Genomic DNA, 15,250 nt, shown 5'->3' with positions numbered 1-15,250 from the left:
ACTACCTTCCCTCTCTCTTTTCTTCCAGGAAGCGATACAGTTCCTCGGCCTCCTGCGGATCGATCTCTTCTCCCTCATACAGCGCCGCGGCAAAATTTTTCAGCGACCCGTGGAACATCCTGTGCAGGATGCTGCGGCCCGCCTCCTTCAGATACGGCTCTTTGGGAACCAGCGCGCTGTAATAGTTGGTCTTTCCCCGCCTGTCTTTCCTGACAAAGCCTCTTTTTTCCAGGCGCGACAAAAGAGACAGCACTGTATTGGGCAATACGTCCCGTCCCTCGTCCATGTGGTCTTCTATATACATCCGCGTAACCGGTTCTTCGGCTTCCCAGATAATCATCATCAATTCCAGTTCCGCATCGGGCAGTTTTTTCATGCAGTTCTTCTCCTTTATGAAAAAGACTACCTTTAATCGGAAGAAATGTCAATATATGAGTTTCTCCTTCCTCAATCTTCATATACTCTCAGAATGCCGTAATATTCCTCGGAATTCTCTCCCACGGTCTGCCCTATGGCGGATATGGTGCCGTACCGCAGGAAATAGATATCCAGATCGTGAAGCAGTTCATGCAGCAGGACCACCGCGTCCACACTTTTCTCCTCCCTGATCTCCTTCACGCAGAGAATCATCCGGTCAAAATCTGTTTTCAGGCGCTCCCCCTGCACATAACCTTTAAATCTTTCCAGTGTCTCCAGATGGTCTTCCAGGCTGTATTCATTATGATAGCGCAGCGGAAACCACTGTTCGCCCTGATCTGTCATCTCCATGTTTCCTCCGATCAGGACATCGCCGGTCTCAAAGAAGTAATTCCACGCCACGGAATCCGGATCCTGTAAATCCTCCAGCATGCCGGTACCAGCCGCGAACTCCATCTTTACATGGAATTCCTCGATATAGCTCTGCATCTCTCTTTCCTGCTCCGCCGTCACCCCGTACATGGCGTCCGCCCGGCGGCTCACGATGCGGTCCCAGGCCGGCGGCTCCTTTTCTTCCTCCTCCGCCGGCTTCTCCTGCGCCGGCGGGTCGGAAGGCCGGACTGCAGATGCTCCTGACGCCTGTCCCTCCCAGGGTACCGCAAGCATGCCCGCCGCAAATACAGCGGCAAATACAGCTGACAGCGCCGGACCGGCCGTCCTGTTTCTGGAAACAAACAGATTCTCCAGCCGTTTTCTTACCAGGCCCCGGTCTGACGCGAACCTGGCTGTGAGCGCTCCTTTCCCGGTCCGACTTGCGTCCGTGGTTTTCAAGATCGCTTCCCCATAGGCGCTGCGTTCTCTCGGATCCATATCTCCGGTTATCTTTTCATCGCAGACGTATTCCACGTCCTGGAAAGCCGACTGCTTCATCAGGCGGAATACAGGATTGAACCAGTAAATATCGCAGACAGCCACGATCAGCAGCTTGTACCACAGATCCTTCTTTGCCGCGTGGGTCAGTTCATGGCGGATCACCATCGTCAGTTCCCCCGCATCGTAGCTCTCGTCCGGCAGGAGGATGCAGGGGCGCCAGTACCTGAAAAGCATCGGGCTTTTGATCTCCTCCTGCACCCACACCTCCGGCACGAAAAACAGGCGGCAGCTCTTTGCCGCGTCCCGGACCGTACGGAGCACCTGCGGATCTTCACAGGGACGCGCCGTCTCCAGATAAATCTTCCTGGTATGCAGATACTGGGACAGGCGGAAACGCAGAAAGAATAACGCTCCCGCCGCCCATATCACAGCCAGCGTAACCCGGTGCATGTACAGCCATTCCATCGCTCGCCTGCCATAGCCCCCGGCTCCGGCAGATCCTTCCGGCCGGGCAGCGTATCCTTCCGGCCCGGCCGCCGTATCACCGGACGCCGCTTTCGCAGGGACCGCTTCTGCTTCTTCCCCGCTTCCTCCGGCAGAATACTCTGTCTCCTCCTCTGCTCCCGCCGCGTTTTCCGGAACCGGCAGCTTCACAGATACCGGAACTGGCAGCAGCAGCCGGACCGCCAGAACCGCCCACAGCCATTTTCTCCACGCATGTCCCGCCTTCAGCGGGACCCGGCGTCCAATAAAGAAAAGGACAAGCGTAAACAGGCTGATCAGAAGCATATTTTGTATGATGTATATGATAAAGGACTGGTTCATAGGGGATCCTCCGGGACTGGCTACTATCATGGTCTGCGGGAATCAGTTGTTTTCCCGCGGACCATACTTTCATTATCCTTTGTACAGGCAGAAATTACTCTTGATCATAGAGCCAGATGCATAATTTAAGGTAACAAATCCTTCATAGGGAATATCGTCGCCATTTTTCCTGTATCCAACGATGCTGACATTTTGAGGATTGCTTTCACCCGCTGTAGAAGACTTTAAGTACACGCAATCCCCGGCGTTCAACCGTACCACGACTGTACCGGAGTTATTGACAACATTCAACGGTTCCCGCAGTTTAAAACGATAAGATCTTTCATTTTCTATATTGGATGACAGGAATCCATAGTTATGCAGCGCATAGCCATATTTGTTTGCCATCTGCTGTTCCAGATATCCTGTGCTGTACTGTCCGCTTGAATTACGGAAACCGATATAATCTGTATTATAGCCTGAATGCTTGCTGATATAGATAAAGCATTCATCATAATAAATGGTTCCGATCACTTCATCTGACGGACAGTTGCTTGTTCTATAGACCTTCAGGCTTGGCCCGCTGTTTACCATATGTGTTTTCATATCATTTTCTCCTTGCTGCTTTATTATTAATACCATTTACAACTCACGATTCTATAACACGGGCTCCTGATATATATCGCTCTCATATTACACCCCCTTTCATATATACAAAAAAGAGATGTAAAACGACCTATTTGTAAACTTCAGCAACATTTTTAATAATAATTTTGCTACTCTTTTATTAGTCATATGTCTAATATAAGAGTAGCAAATTTTACTTAAAGTGTCAATCAATATATGATTTTTACTGGAAATAAAAATTTTGATAATCTTGAAAAAAGAAATAATGAGAATTTACTTTTCCGGGCTCAATACCCGTTTGATTTTCTTCAAAGAACGGATTTTTATCAGGTTCACCGCCTGCCGGGTTACTCCCATCAAGTTCCCGATCTCTGCCGCAGTTCTACCTTTTATAAAAATCTGCTCAATAATAAACCATTCTTTTTTGTTCAATATCGCCTTGATCTCTATGAAAATCAGTCCCTCATAGCAATCTTCCACAGCCATCTGTGTTTTCACCCTAAATTCCTGCGCTTCTGACATTTCCGTGAAATAGATTTCGCGTTTCTTTTCTATTTCCCTTTTCAGCAGTAATATGTATTGATTCTTTATACATCGCGCAAGATACGAAACTATATATCCATCATCTTTGTTTTTCAGACGTTCTAACGGGAAACTATAGAGCAGCTCCACCAAAAAACATATCAAATCACTCTGCGCGTCCTCATATGCCAGTTTTCTGGCGTACTTCTTTATAAGACCTTCAAATTTTACAATAATCTCATAACAACTGTCTGCGTCCTTCTTTCGGGCGCGCTGTATCAATTCGTATAAATCCATCTTTTTTCCCTCCATGCAACACATAAAGAGAAAAAAGACATATGTAATGTAAACAGGTATTCTGCATTTTATTTGTCTTTCTGTATGCCAGATTGGGTTTTTGGCTCAACAGCCGACAAATAGCTCATGATAATTTCTTCAAGATATCTGTAGTGATTCGTTGATAAGCGGGATATTCTCATGAACAGTTCATTTTGTTCGTCTGAACCTATACTCCCAAGCAGTAAGTAATCCGTGCTGACCTGAAGAGCCTTGCATACACAGACTATCGTTTCTGGTTTCATCGCCTTCTTTCCAAGTTCAGCAGTCGATACAGTCTGGGGAGTAATCCCTGCTTTCTCCGCAAGTTCCTCCTGCGTCAGGCGAAGCTGCTTCCTTCTTTTCCGCATCCGTTTTCCCATCTGGACAAGCAAATCTTCCATCCCCGATCCTCCTATGCCATGGATATATTTTATCTTCCATAGCATTAGAAATTAAGCGTTCATGGTTGATTTTTCCTATTCTATGGCATTATCTGGAAATTTTATATGCCAGATAATATTCCGTTTACATTCACATTAAAATTATCTCTTTACCATAAAAACACGAAAGGAACCTACAAAATGGAAACCACTTTATTAGAAGCAGCCACTTCCCAGGGTATATGGGTTCTGCTGTTCATCTCACTATTTCTTTATACAATCAAGCACCATGAAAAAATGGAAGAAAAGCAGGAAAGCCGCGAGAAAGAATACCTGAATCTGATCAACGTCCTGACAGAAAAGTTTTCCATCCTCTCAGAGATTCAGGAAAACATTGAAGAGATAAAAAATAAGTTGGAAAAATAAAATTTATTAGATTGATGTCTAACAAAAATCCATGTATAATATGGGTATCACTTTTATTGGAGGATTACTATGAAATATCAAATAAGAGACAAAAAAATACTTCCGCTATATATATTCATTCCAATTGAACTTATCACTTTCTTTAGTAATTTTTTTTCACTTTATTTACACAAATACGAATCCATACATATTTTATCCACTGTTTTTTTAATTACTGGGCATCTGTTATTGTTAATACTCCTTCAAGATAAACTTTTATGCAAATGGCTCTTACTTTATTGGATTATCAGCTTTTGTCTGAGAATTTATAATTTCCTTTTTTTCCGTTTCAGGCTGGCAAGTATCTTCCTTCGATTTTACAACATTATCGCATACTATTTTCCCGGATCACTATATTGGCCAGGCAAAATAGTTTTTCAACAGCTTCTTTTAACAACTATTGTTAGTTTACTTTTTATAATATTATATTTATTAAAATATCATAAGCTTTCGGATTTCCCACAGTAAACCAAATGATTAATTTTTTTAGACCATATTTTTAAGAAAGGGCTATCGCACTCAATCCGTGCGGCAGCCCCTCTATATCAGATATTCAGAAGGAAATCAAAAATTAAAATGCAACACTTTTAAATTTTCCTTCTTTATTGAAAATCACAACAGCTTCTCTGCCATTCGGATTCGGATATTCTAAATTAACACGAACTCCAATATCGCCAATTTCCGCCTCCGATTTAGACTCTGCCTCGTTAATATCAATGCCCAGTTTAAGCAGATTGAGAATGATCACAAATTCAGTCTGTCCGGCTGTTTCAGCCAGTTCCACCAGAATTTCATATAAAGATATCACAGGGGGATCTGTGCCCTGGAGTAATTTTGCTATTATTTCTCCCAGCGTCAGTTTATATTTTGCGTCTACTGCCAATCCATACAATGAATCAACGAATGTTGAGAAAATGCCGTTATAGAAAGTAATATTCTGGGAGGTTATCTCTTCCGGTTCATAGGCTGAGACCATAAAATCTGTGTCATTATATAGTCCTTCGGGAGGAATCAGCAGGCAGTCGCCATTCTCATCACTATACCCATATTTCCCATTATAACTTTCTTTCGTTCTTATTCTGTTCATTTCCAGGCAAATTGCGTATAATATATTTCTATATGTATCATCGCCCATAGAAGCGCCGTACATATATGTCAGTGCTTTTATTTTTAAAGCATCATTCTCCGACAGAATCTGCTCATCCTGAACGAACGGAGAGATTACACTTTTTCCGCAAAATGGGCATTCATAATATCCGTCTTCCCGAAGCGTCATTGCATGTTTTGTATAGTCTGTCTCATCTTCTCCTCCGCACAGATCTCCGCCGAAAAAGCCCGTATCCCGGCCAGACGCCACATCTTTATCTACCGCAAACTTCGTTCCGTCCGAAGCCTGGACCGTGTATTCCAGAATCTGGTCAAAGGCCCAGTTATCCGGGAGAGGATAGCCCAGATTTCCACTGTAGCCGGTAGACATATCACTTACAAAACTGCTGACTGCCAGCCCTTCCTCACTCACCAGCGTACAGGTGTTTCTCGCGCCATAGATGCCGATTCTGTAATTTGCGACGGAAGAAGCGTCGAACACACTTTTGATCCCCTGGAAATGCGGAATTACTTTGCTGATCACCTGATCCTGCGTGTAATCGTAATCCACAGCAAAATAAATGATAGTATTATCCGGTATATGCAGATTTTTCGCCGCCTCGATCGCTTTCTCGGCGTCCTTTATACCCTGTTCGTTGCAGAAATAATCCGGTGACGCGCCTCCGTCCTGATAAATCGGAAAGATACGCAGTCCGTTCCGGGCTAAAATTTTAATCTCCAGAATCGTCAGATTTTTAGGTTTGCTGCCCCCGACAGTTCCCGTCAGATACCTCCCCACAATATCATAAGTTTCTTTCAACTTCTGTGCTTTTGCATCGCTTAAGATCCTTTCAGAGCAGTCGCAGGCCGTCGCTGTACGGGACGTGTCTCCTTTGCTGCTCAGCAGAGAAGCCCAGGTAATTCTTCCAATCACTCCCGGGACTACTCCCGGATCCTGGGTCAGGCAGTAGAACTCCTGAAAACTCTTCACTGTATTTTCAAAAAAGCTGTCATATACACCTGATACATACCGGTTGTTATACATCAGCATCATACACATCTGGGCGATTCGTACATACTCTTCTTTTGTGCTTCCCAGAGCCAGTTCCGGAGCTTTGTTCAGAGTGTTATTTCCATAGATTCCGTCTACTCCGTTCATGGTCTTCCCGGCTTCTTCATACTGCAAAGCGATAATGACTGCTTTGGACATATTGCGGTCAGGAATACCATTGCAGGCGATCAGTCCAATGATTCCCGTCTTTCTGACATAATTCCTGTTCAGATATTGCTGGGCCTCCCGGACGTAGCTGATCCCCTGATTAACGAGTTTAAAGGCATCCGTGTTTAACAGCGCCTGAATAAAGACCGGCTGCATGTTCCCATCTTCGTCCTCAAATCCGGCATCCTCCTTGAAGGTCTTCGCAGCCGACTGCGCCGATGCTCCATAGATCCCGTCGATCCCGCCGCATTCATATCCTTTGCAGTAGAATCCGCACTGAATGATCTTGATCAAACTTGGATCCGATCCTGATCCAATCGTCGGGCAGCTGCTCAATGTCCCTTTTCCAAATGAACCGTCCACATCAAGTCCCAGCTCATACTGGAGTGCCCGCACAAACGCCTTGCATGTTCCGGTTCCTGTGATCCCGTCTTCTGCGATTTCTACATACCCTGACGTACCCGCATAGGTATCGTTATACCATCTCTGCGCCTGTAATACTTTTAAATCCATAACTTACCTCCATATTGTCTTAGTCTTACAGCGATCCGATTAAAGATGCGTTAGATGTAAAAGTCGATCCCTTGTCATATCCTAAATCGACAAACGCATTCGTACCTCTGATAATTTCTGTATAAACACCCGAGCCTTCCGCTGCTTCCATTCACTGATCCATGTAAATAATTCGTTGGGATAGATCGTTCCGATCTGCTTCGTCGCACCATTTGTCTCGTATACTGGCAGTTTGCTTCCAGTATGATTGATTTTCACAATGCCCATTTTCAAACCTCCTAGCATTTCTCGATATTGCAATATCACTTTATATAGAGAAAATAATTTTGGAATTGTAAATTCATAATTCAAGATTTCAGCATATTGAAAACATACTTGCACTATTTCCTTCTATATGTTACGTTATATATTAGTCGTTTGTCTAATTATTAACAACAGGAGTACCCCCCCCTTGAAAACAAAATTTTTACTATCTTTTCTTTTATTATCTCAAATTCTGGCTGTCTCCGGCTGTGCGCGGCAGGAATCCCCGGACATCGCTGAGGGATCCGTTCCGGCAGCGGTATCCGTTGCCGAACCGGAAGGTCCTCCGGATACCGCCGAAGAAACCGAAAGCTGGATCAACCACTACTATAACCGCGGAATTTACTACATGGACGGCTATACTTACCGGCAGTTCCCGGACGGCCTTTACAGGCGGAAAAAGGGTTCTGAAAACTGGGAACTGCTCTGCGCCGTATCCATTCCATTCGGCAGAGGGCTGACCTCGTATGGCAGCCGACTTTATTTTACATGCTGCCAAAGCGACAGTGACTCCATGGAAAATCGGTGGAATAACTCCGTCTTTTATTATGACTGTGATACTTCCGAATACGGAGAACTGCTCTTTTCTGACGATCTGATCGGAAATCTGGAGGTCTGCGGCCAGCGGCTTTTCATCCAGACCGCCGAACCGGGAGGCGCCATTACATATCATTCATATGTTTTAAACGAAACAGGGAAAATGACAGAAGAACCGGCGCCGGAAATGACAGAGGACTCCGGACAGGAAGTCATCCCTTCCCCGTCCTGCGCGAAACTGCTGGACGGCAAAGTCCTCCTGCAGGAGCTAAAAGATGAGAAAGACAAGCGTTTCTTCCTGAGAGACGTCGATACCGGGGACGAGCAGTTTCTTTTTGACGCCTGGGACGTATTAGCCATCACAAAGAACGGAATCTATTATTTTGCCGACATGGGGACCACGCTGATGTACTATTCCTTCGCGGAAACTGCCGGTAAAGAGATCACTCTGTCCGGTCCCCTGACGGCGGCGGAGATCAGCACCGGCTTTTATGATGTCACGTGGAGTCCGGACGCTCTTTATCTCTACGGGCGTTTTCCTGACACGCTTCAGATCCTCGAAGTGGATCCTGACCGCCTGTCCGTTGAAGCCATCGCCGAATGGGACGAGTCTGAAGAAGGCAGCAGCAGTATGATTAACCAGGTGGACAACGAATACTTTTATCACGGGGATCAGGCGTTCCCTTTGATAAAATAGCTGTAAATACTTTCCGGAGGTGACCCGTATGATCCATGAAATCACTGATCCCTGTTCCGTCCTTTCTCTGTACGACGGATGGGAAGAAACCATGATCTGGTCCTGTCTGCAGGGGATCATGGGGAAAATTTACACCGATGACCCGCGCCGTCCGGCTTCTGCCGCCGCTTTTATCGGGGATTTTGCATTTTTTGCAGGAGAACCCTGCGAAGAACTGGCCGCGTTCCGGCCGTCCGGATATACCAAAGATTTTATCCTCATGGTTCCCGGCAGCAAGGCCTGGGAAGAGAGGATTCTCCTCGCCTGGGGAGCGAAAGCCCGCTCCGTCTCACGTTATGCGACCAGAAAGGAGCCGGATGTGTTTGATGAAAACCGTCTGATGCAGATCGCCGCTGCCCTGCCTGAGGGCTGCCAGCTTTCCCTGATCGACGAGCATGCTTATCAACTGTGCCGTTCGGAGGCCTGGTGCTCCGATCTGGTGTCACAGTTTCCTGATTATGACAGCTTCCGCCGCCTCGGCCTGGGCGTCGTGGTCCTGAAGGACGGCGCTGTCGTATCCGGCGCTTCCTCCTACACCAGGTACCGGAACGGGATCGAGATCGAGGTGGACACGAAGGAAGGATTCCGCCGCAGGGGGCTGGCCGCCGCCTGTGCCGCGAAGCTGATCCTGGAATGCCGGAAAAGAGATCTGTATCCCAGCTGGGACGCCCACACCCGGACGTCCCTCGCCCTTGCTGAAAAGCTGGGGTATCATTACAGCCATACCTATACCGCGGTTGAGATCCGGGGGTATTGATTTAAAATGCTTTTTTGTATAATTCCAGCACATCCGCTTTTGTCGTGCTTCTGGGATTGACCGATATATTTCCGCTCTTCATGGCGTTCTCCGCCATGGCGTCAAAATATTCCGCTTTCACGCCCGCCTCCTTCAGGCAGGACGGAATGCCCAGTTCCATGTTCAGCGCCCGGAGCTCTTCCGTGAGCATATGGGAAGAAAACATGGCTTCCGGCAACGGCGCTTTTGCCACGCAGCGGTAGATGTCGTAGTATTTTCCCTGATCCGCCAGTTCGTTGTACTCCACAATAACCGGCAGCAGGATCGCATTGGCGACTCCGTGGGCCACGTTGAAATACGCGCTGACCGGATGGCTCATGGCGTGCACATCCCCGAGCCGGGCATGGGAAAACGCGATGCCCGCGAACAGGGAACCCATCATCATCGCTTCTGCCGCCGCCTCATTCCCGCGGTTCGCCGCGTAAGCGCGGAGATTTTTTCCGATCAGATGGAGGGCTTTCAGCGCGAACATATCGGAAAACGGAGACGCCGCCAGAGAAAGATACGCCTCCAACGCATGCACCATAGCGTCCACGCCGCATGCCGCAGCCGTTCCCGCCGGGACGCTGGCGATCAGTTCCGGATCCAGGATAGCATAAACAGGCAGCAGATAATTGCTGGACACTGACAGCTTGTAATTGCGGCTGTGATCGGTGATGACGGAAAAAGAAGTCACCTCCGAACCGGTCCCCGCTGTGGTGGGGATGGCGATCATGGGAACGACGGGTCCGGGTACTTTCCCTCCGCCCTCGTATTCCGTGATCTTTCCTCCATACGTGGCAAGGATGCCGGCCGCTTTCGCCACATCCAGCGGAGAGCCTCCGCCAAATGCCACGATGAAATCCGCTCCGCTGCTTTTATATGCTTCCACCGCTTTCTCCACGGTCTCCGTACTGGGATTCCCTTCCGTCTCCGTGAACGCCCCGCTCCCGATCCCCGCCGCGCTCAGGGCGGCCCGGCATTTATCTACCATGCCGATCCTGTTCAGATGCGGTCCGGATATGATCAGCGCCTTATTCTTCCCCAGCGCCTTCGCCGCCTCCGGAAGCTTCCCGAGGCTGCCTTTCCCAAAGATCACATTCTGCGGTATTGAAAAAGAAAATGTCTCCATCCTGCTCCACCGCCTTAACTCAGAGCCTCAACGGAAGCCTTGATGATCTCATACGCCTCGTCGCAGTCTTTCTCGTCGATGATCAGAGGCGGAACCATACGGATGATATGGTCTCCGATCGCCGTGAGCAGCAGATGTCTGTGCAGACATTCATGCTTCACATCCACGCTGCTGACCGTATCGTCAAATTCCACGCCGATGAGCAGTCCCTGGCCTCTGACTTCCTTCACGTGCGGCAGTGTTTTCAGTTTTTCCATGAAATACGCGCCCATCTTCGCCGCGTTGTCCGCCAGGTTTCTGTCCATCAGCTCATCGATCTCGGCCAGCGCCGCCGCGCAGCTGACCGGGTGTCCGCCGAAGGTGGTTCCATGAGAGCCTGCGGAAAATGCCCTGGACACTTCCTCCGTGGCGCAGATGGCTCCGATGGGCATGCCGCCGCCCAGCGCTTTCGCCATGGATACAATATCCGGCTTGATGCCGTAATTCATATAACTCATGACTTTACCGGTCCTGCACCATCCGGTCTGCACCTCGTCCAGCAGGAGCAGCATCCCGTTCTCGTCGCAGAATTCGCGAAGTCCCTGCATGAACTCCTGCGTCGCCGGATGTACGCCGCCTTCGCCCTGCACCGGTTCCACCATGATTGCGATGGTATTTTCCGTACAGGCGTCTTTGAAAGCCTTCAGATCATTGTACGGCGCATAGGAAAATCCGTAAGTCATGGGGCCGAAACCGACCTGGCACCCGTTTCCCGGCTGCCCCGTGGCTGACATGGAACCAAAGGTTCTTCCATGAAAGCCCATCTTGGCAGTCACGATATGGTAGCGGTTGGGGCCGTATTTTTCGATTCCGTATTTTCTCGCCATCTTGATCATGGCCTCGTTTGCCTCCGTACCGGTATTCTGGAAATAGATTTTATCCATGCCGATGGTGGTGCAGACCTTTTCCGCCAGAAGCGCCTGCGGGATGGTATACGGATAGTTGAACGTATGCATCAGGGTCTTCGCCTGATTCACGACAGCCTCCACGACTTTCTCGTTGCAGCTGCCCGCCGAATTGACGGCGATGCCCGCATAAAAATCGAGATATTTTTCTCCTTTTTCATCATAGATATACTGATCCTTGGCTGTCTCCGCCAGGAAATCAAACCTTTCATAGGTCTCGATCATATATTTGTTTACTTTGTCTTTAATATCCTGTGCGGTCAGTCCCGTATCTGCCAGTTTCATAACGTTCCTCCCTGTTCTGTTTATTTCTCCAGTTTTGAATGATCCGCCGGCCTGATCATATCCGGCGTGATGAGTCCCTTGATAATCAGATACTGCTCAATGGTTCTTACGCAGTTATAGACTCCCACCTTTTCACTGTTCAGAGTCATATCGTAATTCACCGGATTCGTCCAGTAATTTCCATGAGTGTAATGCTCATAATACTGCGCGCGGTACTTGTCGGTCTTGGAAATCGTCGCATGTGCGACCTCCTCCGTCACGCCCATGCGGTTCATCGTCCGCTCTACGCAGAACGCCCTGGGCGCTTCTATGTAGATGCTGACCACATTGGGACGGCCTCTGAGCACATAATCGGCGCATTTTCCCACGATGACGCAGGACTCCGTGTCGGCCAGATCTTTGATGATCGTGCTCTGATACTCAAACAGCTTGTCGTCCGACACAAATTTTTCATTCCGGGCAATATAGTTTCTCGCTCTGGGAAGTCCGCGCATAAAACTGGCAAAACCGCCGTTGTCCCGGATCTTTTCATTGACTTCCTTAAACAGATTCTCATTTAACCCGCTCATCTGGCTGGCCAGCGTCAGGATACGGTTTTCATAACAGTGGATTCCCAGTTCCTTGGCCAGGCACGACGCGATCTCCTTCCCGCCGGAACCAAATCCTCTTGCGAATGTAACAACAAAATTATCCATATATCACATGCCTCCTGTCTCTCTACCCGGCCAGGTATCTGCTGAGAAATTCTCTGGTCCGGGGATTTTTCGGATTGGTGAACAGCTGGGAAGGCGGCGCGTCCTCCGCTACATATCCTCCGTCCATGAAGATCGTACGGGTGGATACGTCTCTCGCGAACGCCATCTCATGGGTCACGATCACCATGGTCAGCCCGGTCGTAGCAAGCTGCTTCATCACGTTCAGCACCTCGCCCACCATCTCCGGATCCAGGGCGGAAGTAGGCTCGTCAAACAGAAGCACTTCCGGATTCATGCAGAGAGACCTGGCGATGGCCACCCTCTGCTTCTGTCCGCCCGACAGCTGAGACGGCTTTGCATGAATATACGGAGCCATGCCGACCGCCTTCAGGTGGGTGATCGCCCGGTCAAACGCCTCCTCTTTCGGCAGATGCAGCACTTTTCTGGTACAGAGCATGCAGTTTTCCAGAACCGTCATGTTGTTAAACAAATTAAACGACTGGAACACCATACCCACTTTGGACCGGTATTCATTGATTTCCCTCTGCACGTCGCGGACCTCTTTCCCGTAAAACATGACCTTTCCGGACGTCTGGCGCTCCAGGCGGTTGATGCACCGGAGCAGCGTGGACTTTCCGGAACCGGAAGAACCGACGATGCAGATAATCTCTCCCACGTGAACATCCATATCTATTTTTCTGAGTACTTCGTGATCCCCGAAGGATTTGCTCAGATCCTGAACAGAAATAATCGTCTCGCTCATATCAATTCTCCTTAATCATTATCCATATATTCGACCGCCAGCGCATAGTCGCTCTTTCCTTCCATCCTCTTCTCCAGGAAATTGAAGACTTTATTGAACGCAAAGCACAGTACAAAATAGATCACCGCGATAACCAGGTAAGACTCAAAATATTTATAGTAATTGCCGCCCACGGTTTTGGCCGCCATGAAAAGCTCCTGTACGGCGATGACATTCAACACGGAAGTCATCTTCAGATTGGTCAGAAAGGTATTGGCCATCTCCGGGATGATATTTTTGAACGCCTGGGGCAGTACGATATACACCATGGTCTTCATGGGGGACATACCCATGGCCCACGCGCCTTCTCTCTGCCCCAGATCGATGGAACCGATACCGGCCCTGACGGTCTCTGCCATATACGCCCCGGTATTTAATACCGTAACCAGAACGCCCGCGCTTACGGGAGTGATCTCGATATTGGCCTGCCTGATACCAAAATAGATAATCATCGCCTGCACGATCATAGGGGTATCCCGAAATATCTCCACATACACGGATGCGATGAATTTTATCAGCCTGAGCAGTGTTTTCCTGACTGCATGATCGCCCTGACTGATCTTCGCATCCTGAATAATCCCTATCACATAACCCAGAACGAATCCCAGAAGAGTTCCCAGCACTGCGATGAACAGGGTGAGTTTGGTCCCTTCCCAAAACATACTGGAATATTTATTGGCCAGAAAAATCATCCACTCAATGGAATTTTCCGGATTTTCAATCGAAAATATATTTAACATGCTGTTACCTCTCTTTATCCTTTTTACCGGCTCGTATGATCAGTCACCAGGATTCATCCGGGCAATGCCACGGATCTAGTTCGCCGCCGGCTGCTGCGTGATCACTTCGCTCATGAGTTCATCCATCTGCTCCTTGTCGTTCCAGCCGATGGAATCCATCGCTTCCTGGATCTTGTCACGAAGTTCCGTGTCATCCTTTCTGGTGGCGATACACACGTTGACCATCTCGTCGTCATCGGTAAACGTATCGTTTTCGTCAAGGGTAATGACTACCAGATCGTCGTTGGTCAGCGCCGCCGACTGAGCCGTCGGCAGATCCACGATGCACACATCTGCCGTTTCATTGGAAATCGCCATAAAACACTCTGAAGTCGTTTCGTAATTCGCTCCGGTCTCAGCGCCTTCTATCTGATCCAGAAGCGGTACCCAGCCGGTACCCAGCTGTGTCGTCACCTTGCACCCTGTCCCTGCCAGATCGGAAAGTCCGGTCACGTTCTCATAAGCTCCGCCCTTCTTTACCACGATACAGTTGTCTCTGTAATAATACGGTTCTGTGAACGCGTAGGACATCTCTCTTTCCGCAGTGCGCCCCATACCGGCGATGATACAGTCATAATCTCCGGCATCCATGGAAATTCCGATGGAAGACCATTCTACCTTGTGGATCTCCAGCTCCATGCCCATCTCTTCTGCCAGCATCTGCGCCACCGCCACATCGTAGCCGTAAGCATAATAGTCAGAACCATAAATAGGCTCCGCGGTGCTTCCATCCGGAGTCATATCCGTATCCTGCGTCCAGTTAAACGGAGCATAGGCACATTCCATGCCGACTCTCAGTACATTGCTTTCCTCTGCGGAGCCTGTGCTCTCCGCGGTTTCCGTTCCCGCGGAACTCGCGGAACTGGAACCGGAGCCGCATCCGCTCAGCATGGATACCGCCATCATACCCGTCATCATCACTGTCAAAAATCTTCTTTTTTTCATAACATTCCTCCTCCGCTGCCGTGCAGCTTCATAAAAAGATTTCAACAAAAAAGGCGCCAGGGAAATATTTCCCCAGCGCCTTTGCTGATATGA

General features: G+C 48.7%; 16 protein-coding genes. 3 read left to right on the top strand and 13 right to left on the bottom strand.

What is annotated here, in order from left to right; all coding sequences use genetic code 11:
* Position 1 precedes the first annotated feature (1 nt).
* The 5 genes from B5F29_RS05125 to B5F29_RS05105 form a co-directional block, all read right to left on the bottom strand.
* Positions 2 to 376, bottom strand: coding sequence for a BlaI/MecI/CopY family transcriptional regulator (locus B5F29_RS05125; RefSeq protein WP_087153601.1), 375 nt, complete (start codon positions 374 to 376; stop codon positions 2 to 4).
* 71 nt (positions 377 to 447) lie between these two features.
* Entirely contained in the window at positions 448 to 2,115 is a 1,668-nt protein-coding gene (locus tag B5F29_RS05120) for a M56 family metallopeptidase (protein ID WP_162608368.1), read from the bottom strand.
* Positions 2,116 to 2,187: 72 nt separating this feature from the next.
* Positions 2,188 to 2,700: a hypothetical protein gene (locus tag B5F29_RS05115; RefSeq protein WP_087153599.1), complete on the bottom strand. Its 513-nt coding sequence runs from the start codon at positions 2,698 to 2,700 to the stop codon at positions 2,188 to 2,190.
* A gap of 294 nt (positions 2,701 to 2,994) precedes the next feature.
* Positions 2,995 to 3,540, bottom strand: a complete 546-nt coding sequence (locus B5F29_RS05110) for a sigma-70 family RNA polymerase sigma factor (protein ID WP_162608367.1) — start codon at positions 3,538 to 3,540, stop codon at positions 2,995 to 2,997.
* A gap of 68 nt (positions 3,541 to 3,608) precedes the next feature.
* A complete protein-coding gene (locus tag B5F29_RS05105; protein WP_087153597.1) occupies positions 3,609 to 3,962 on the bottom strand; it encodes a helix-turn-helix domain-containing protein in 354 nt (117 codons plus the stop codon).
* A gap of 180 nt (positions 3,963 to 4,142) precedes the next feature.
* Here B5F29_RS05105 and B5F29_RS05100 point away from each other — a divergent pair, with 180 nt between their 5' ends.
* Entirely contained in the window at positions 4,143 to 4,367 is a 225-nt protein-coding gene (locus B5F29_RS05100; protein WP_087153720.1) for a BhlA/UviB family holin-like peptide, read from the top strand.
* A 610-nt stretch (positions 4,368 to 4,977) separates the two neighbouring features.
* Here B5F29_RS05100 and B5F29_RS05090 read toward each other — a convergent pair.
* Both B5F29_RS05090 and B5F29_RS05085 read right to left on the bottom strand, forming a co-directional pair.
* Positions 4,978 to 7,224, bottom strand: a complete 2,247-nt coding sequence (locus tag B5F29_RS05090) for a glycoside hydrolase domain-containing protein (RefSeq protein ID WP_087153595.1) — start codon at positions 7,222 to 7,224, stop codon at positions 4,978 to 4,980.
* Positions 7,225 to 7,305: 81 nt separating this feature from the next.
* The gene (locus B5F29_RS05085; RefSeq protein ID WP_087153594.1) at positions 7,306 to 7,491 is read right to left on the bottom strand and encodes a hypothetical protein; all 186 of its coding nucleotides are present in this window, start codon (positions 7,489 to 7,491) and stop codon (positions 7,306 to 7,308) included.
* Positions 7,492 to 7,675: 184 nt separating this feature from the next.
* Between B5F29_RS05085 and B5F29_RS05080 the strand changes: the two genes are divergently transcribed.
* Together B5F29_RS05080 and B5F29_RS05075 are read left to right on the top strand one after the other, a co-directional pair.
* The gene (locus B5F29_RS05080; protein WP_087153593.1) at positions 7,676 to 8,761 is read left to right on the top strand and encodes a hypothetical protein; all 1,086 of its coding nucleotides are present in this window, start codon (positions 7,676 to 7,678) and stop codon (positions 8,759 to 8,761) included.
* A 28-nt stretch (positions 8,762 to 8,789) separates the two neighbouring features.
* Entirely contained in the window at positions 8,790 to 9,557 is a 768-nt protein-coding gene (locus B5F29_RS05075; protein ID WP_087153592.1) for a GNAT family N-acetyltransferase, read from the top strand.
* Between the two features lies 1 nt (position 9,558).
* On the opposite strand, the gene B5F29_RS05070 is transcribed toward B5F29_RS05075, so the two are convergent.
* From B5F29_RS05070 to B5F29_RS05045, 6 genes are all read right to left on the bottom strand, one after another.
* The gene (locus B5F29_RS05070; RefSeq protein WP_087153591.1) at positions 9,559 to 10,707 is read right to left on the bottom strand and encodes an iron-containing alcohol dehydrogenase; all 1,149 of its coding nucleotides are present in this window, start codon (positions 10,705 to 10,707) and stop codon (positions 9,559 to 9,561) included.
* Positions 10,708 to 10,721: 14 nt separating this feature from the next.
* Entirely contained in the window at positions 10,722 to 11,936 is a 1,215-nt protein-coding gene (locus B5F29_RS05065) for an aspartate aminotransferase family protein (RefSeq protein WP_087153590.1), read from the bottom strand.
* 20 nt (positions 11,937 to 11,956) lie between these two features.
* Positions 11,957 to 12,631 (bottom strand): cytidylate kinase-like family protein, encoded by a 675-nt coding sequence (locus B5F29_RS05060; protein ID WP_087153589.1) that lies wholly within the window; start codon positions 12,629 to 12,631, stop codon positions 11,957 to 11,959.
* A 22-nt stretch (positions 12,632 to 12,653) separates the two neighbouring features.
* Complete coding sequence (locus B5F29_RS05055; protein WP_087153588.1) at positions 12,654 to 13,394, bottom strand: amino acid ABC transporter ATP-binding protein; 741 nt, start codon at positions 13,392 to 13,394, stop codon at positions 12,654 to 12,656.
* 11 nt (positions 13,395 to 13,405) lie between these two features.
* Entirely contained in the window at positions 13,406 to 14,173 is a 768-nt protein-coding gene (locus B5F29_RS05050; protein WP_242955583.1) for an amino acid ABC transporter permease, read from the bottom strand.
* Between the two features lie 75 nt (positions 14,174 to 14,248).
* Positions 14,249 to 15,157: a transporter substrate-binding domain-containing protein gene (locus tag B5F29_RS05045; RefSeq protein WP_206414177.1), complete on the bottom strand. Its 909-nt coding sequence runs from the start codon at positions 15,155 to 15,157 to the stop codon at positions 14,249 to 14,251.
* Positions 15,158 to 15,250: the final 93 nt, after the last annotated feature.

Origin of the sequence: Lachnoclostridium sp. An196, assembly GCF_002160135.1 — a bacterium.
Classification (GTDB): Bacteria; Bacillota; Clostridia; order Lachnospirales; family Lachnospiraceae; genus Hominiventricola; species Hominiventricola avistercoris.
The sequence above is the reverse complement of the archived record's forward strand: the minus strand, read 5'-3'. Positions and strand labels throughout refer to the sequence as shown.

Excerpts from the sequence above, each read along its gene's own strand:
- B5F29_RS05125 (WP_087153601.1), bottom strand. The coding sequence starts at position 376 with ATGAAAAAACTGCCCGATGCGGAACTGGAATTGATGATGATTATCTGG.
- B5F29_RS05120 (WP_162608368.1), bottom strand. The coding sequence starts at position 2,115 with ATGAACCAGTCCTTTATCATATACATCATACAAAATATGCTTCTGATC.
- B5F29_RS05115 (WP_087153599.1), bottom strand. The coding sequence starts at position 2,700 with ATGAAAACACATATGGTAAACAGCGGGCCAAGCCTGAAGGTCTATAGA.
- B5F29_RS05110 (WP_162608367.1), bottom strand. The coding sequence starts at position 3,540 with ATGGATTTATACGAATTGATACAGCGCGCCCGAAAGAAGGACGCAGAC.
- B5F29_RS05105 (WP_087153597.1), bottom strand. The coding sequence starts at position 3,962 with ATGGAAGATTTGCTTGTCCAGATGGGAAAACGGATGCGGAAAAGAAGG.
- B5F29_RS05100 (WP_087153720.1), top strand. The coding sequence starts at position 4,143 with ATGGAAACCACTTTATTAGAAGCAGCCACTTCCCAGGGTATATGGGTT.
- B5F29_RS05090 (WP_087153595.1), bottom strand. The coding sequence starts at position 7,224 with ATGGATTTAAAAGTATTACAGGCGCAGAGATGGTATAACGATACCTAT.
- B5F29_RS05085 (WP_087153594.1), bottom strand. The coding sequence starts at position 7,491 with ATGGGCATTGTGAAAATCAATCATACTGGAAGCAAACTGCCAGTATAC.
- B5F29_RS05075 (WP_087153592.1), top strand. The coding sequence starts at position 8,790 with ATGATCCATGAAATCACTGATCCCTGTTCCGTCCTTTCTCTGTACGAC.
- B5F29_RS05070 (WP_087153591.1), bottom strand. The coding sequence starts at position 10,707 with ATGGAGACATTTTCTTTTTCAATACCGCAGAATGTGATCTTTGGGAAA.
- B5F29_RS05065 (WP_087153590.1), bottom strand. The coding sequence starts at position 11,936 with ATGAAACTGGCAGATACGGGACTGACCGCACAGGATATTAAAGACAAA.
- B5F29_RS05060 (WP_087153589.1), bottom strand. The coding sequence starts at position 12,631 with ATGGATAATTTTGTTGTTACATTCGCAAGAGGATTTGGTTCCGGCGGG.
- B5F29_RS05055 (WP_087153588.1), bottom strand. The coding sequence starts at position 13,394 with ATGAGCGAGACGATTATTTCTGTTCAGGATCTGAGCAAATCCTTCGGG.
- B5F29_RS05050 (WP_242955583.1), bottom strand. The coding sequence starts at position 14,173 with ATGTTAAATATATTTTCGATTGAAAATCCGGAAAATTCCATTGAGTGG.
- B5F29_RS05045 (WP_206414177.1), bottom strand. The coding sequence starts at position 15,157 with ATGAAAAAAAGAAGATTTTTGACAGTGATGATGACGGGTATGATGGCG.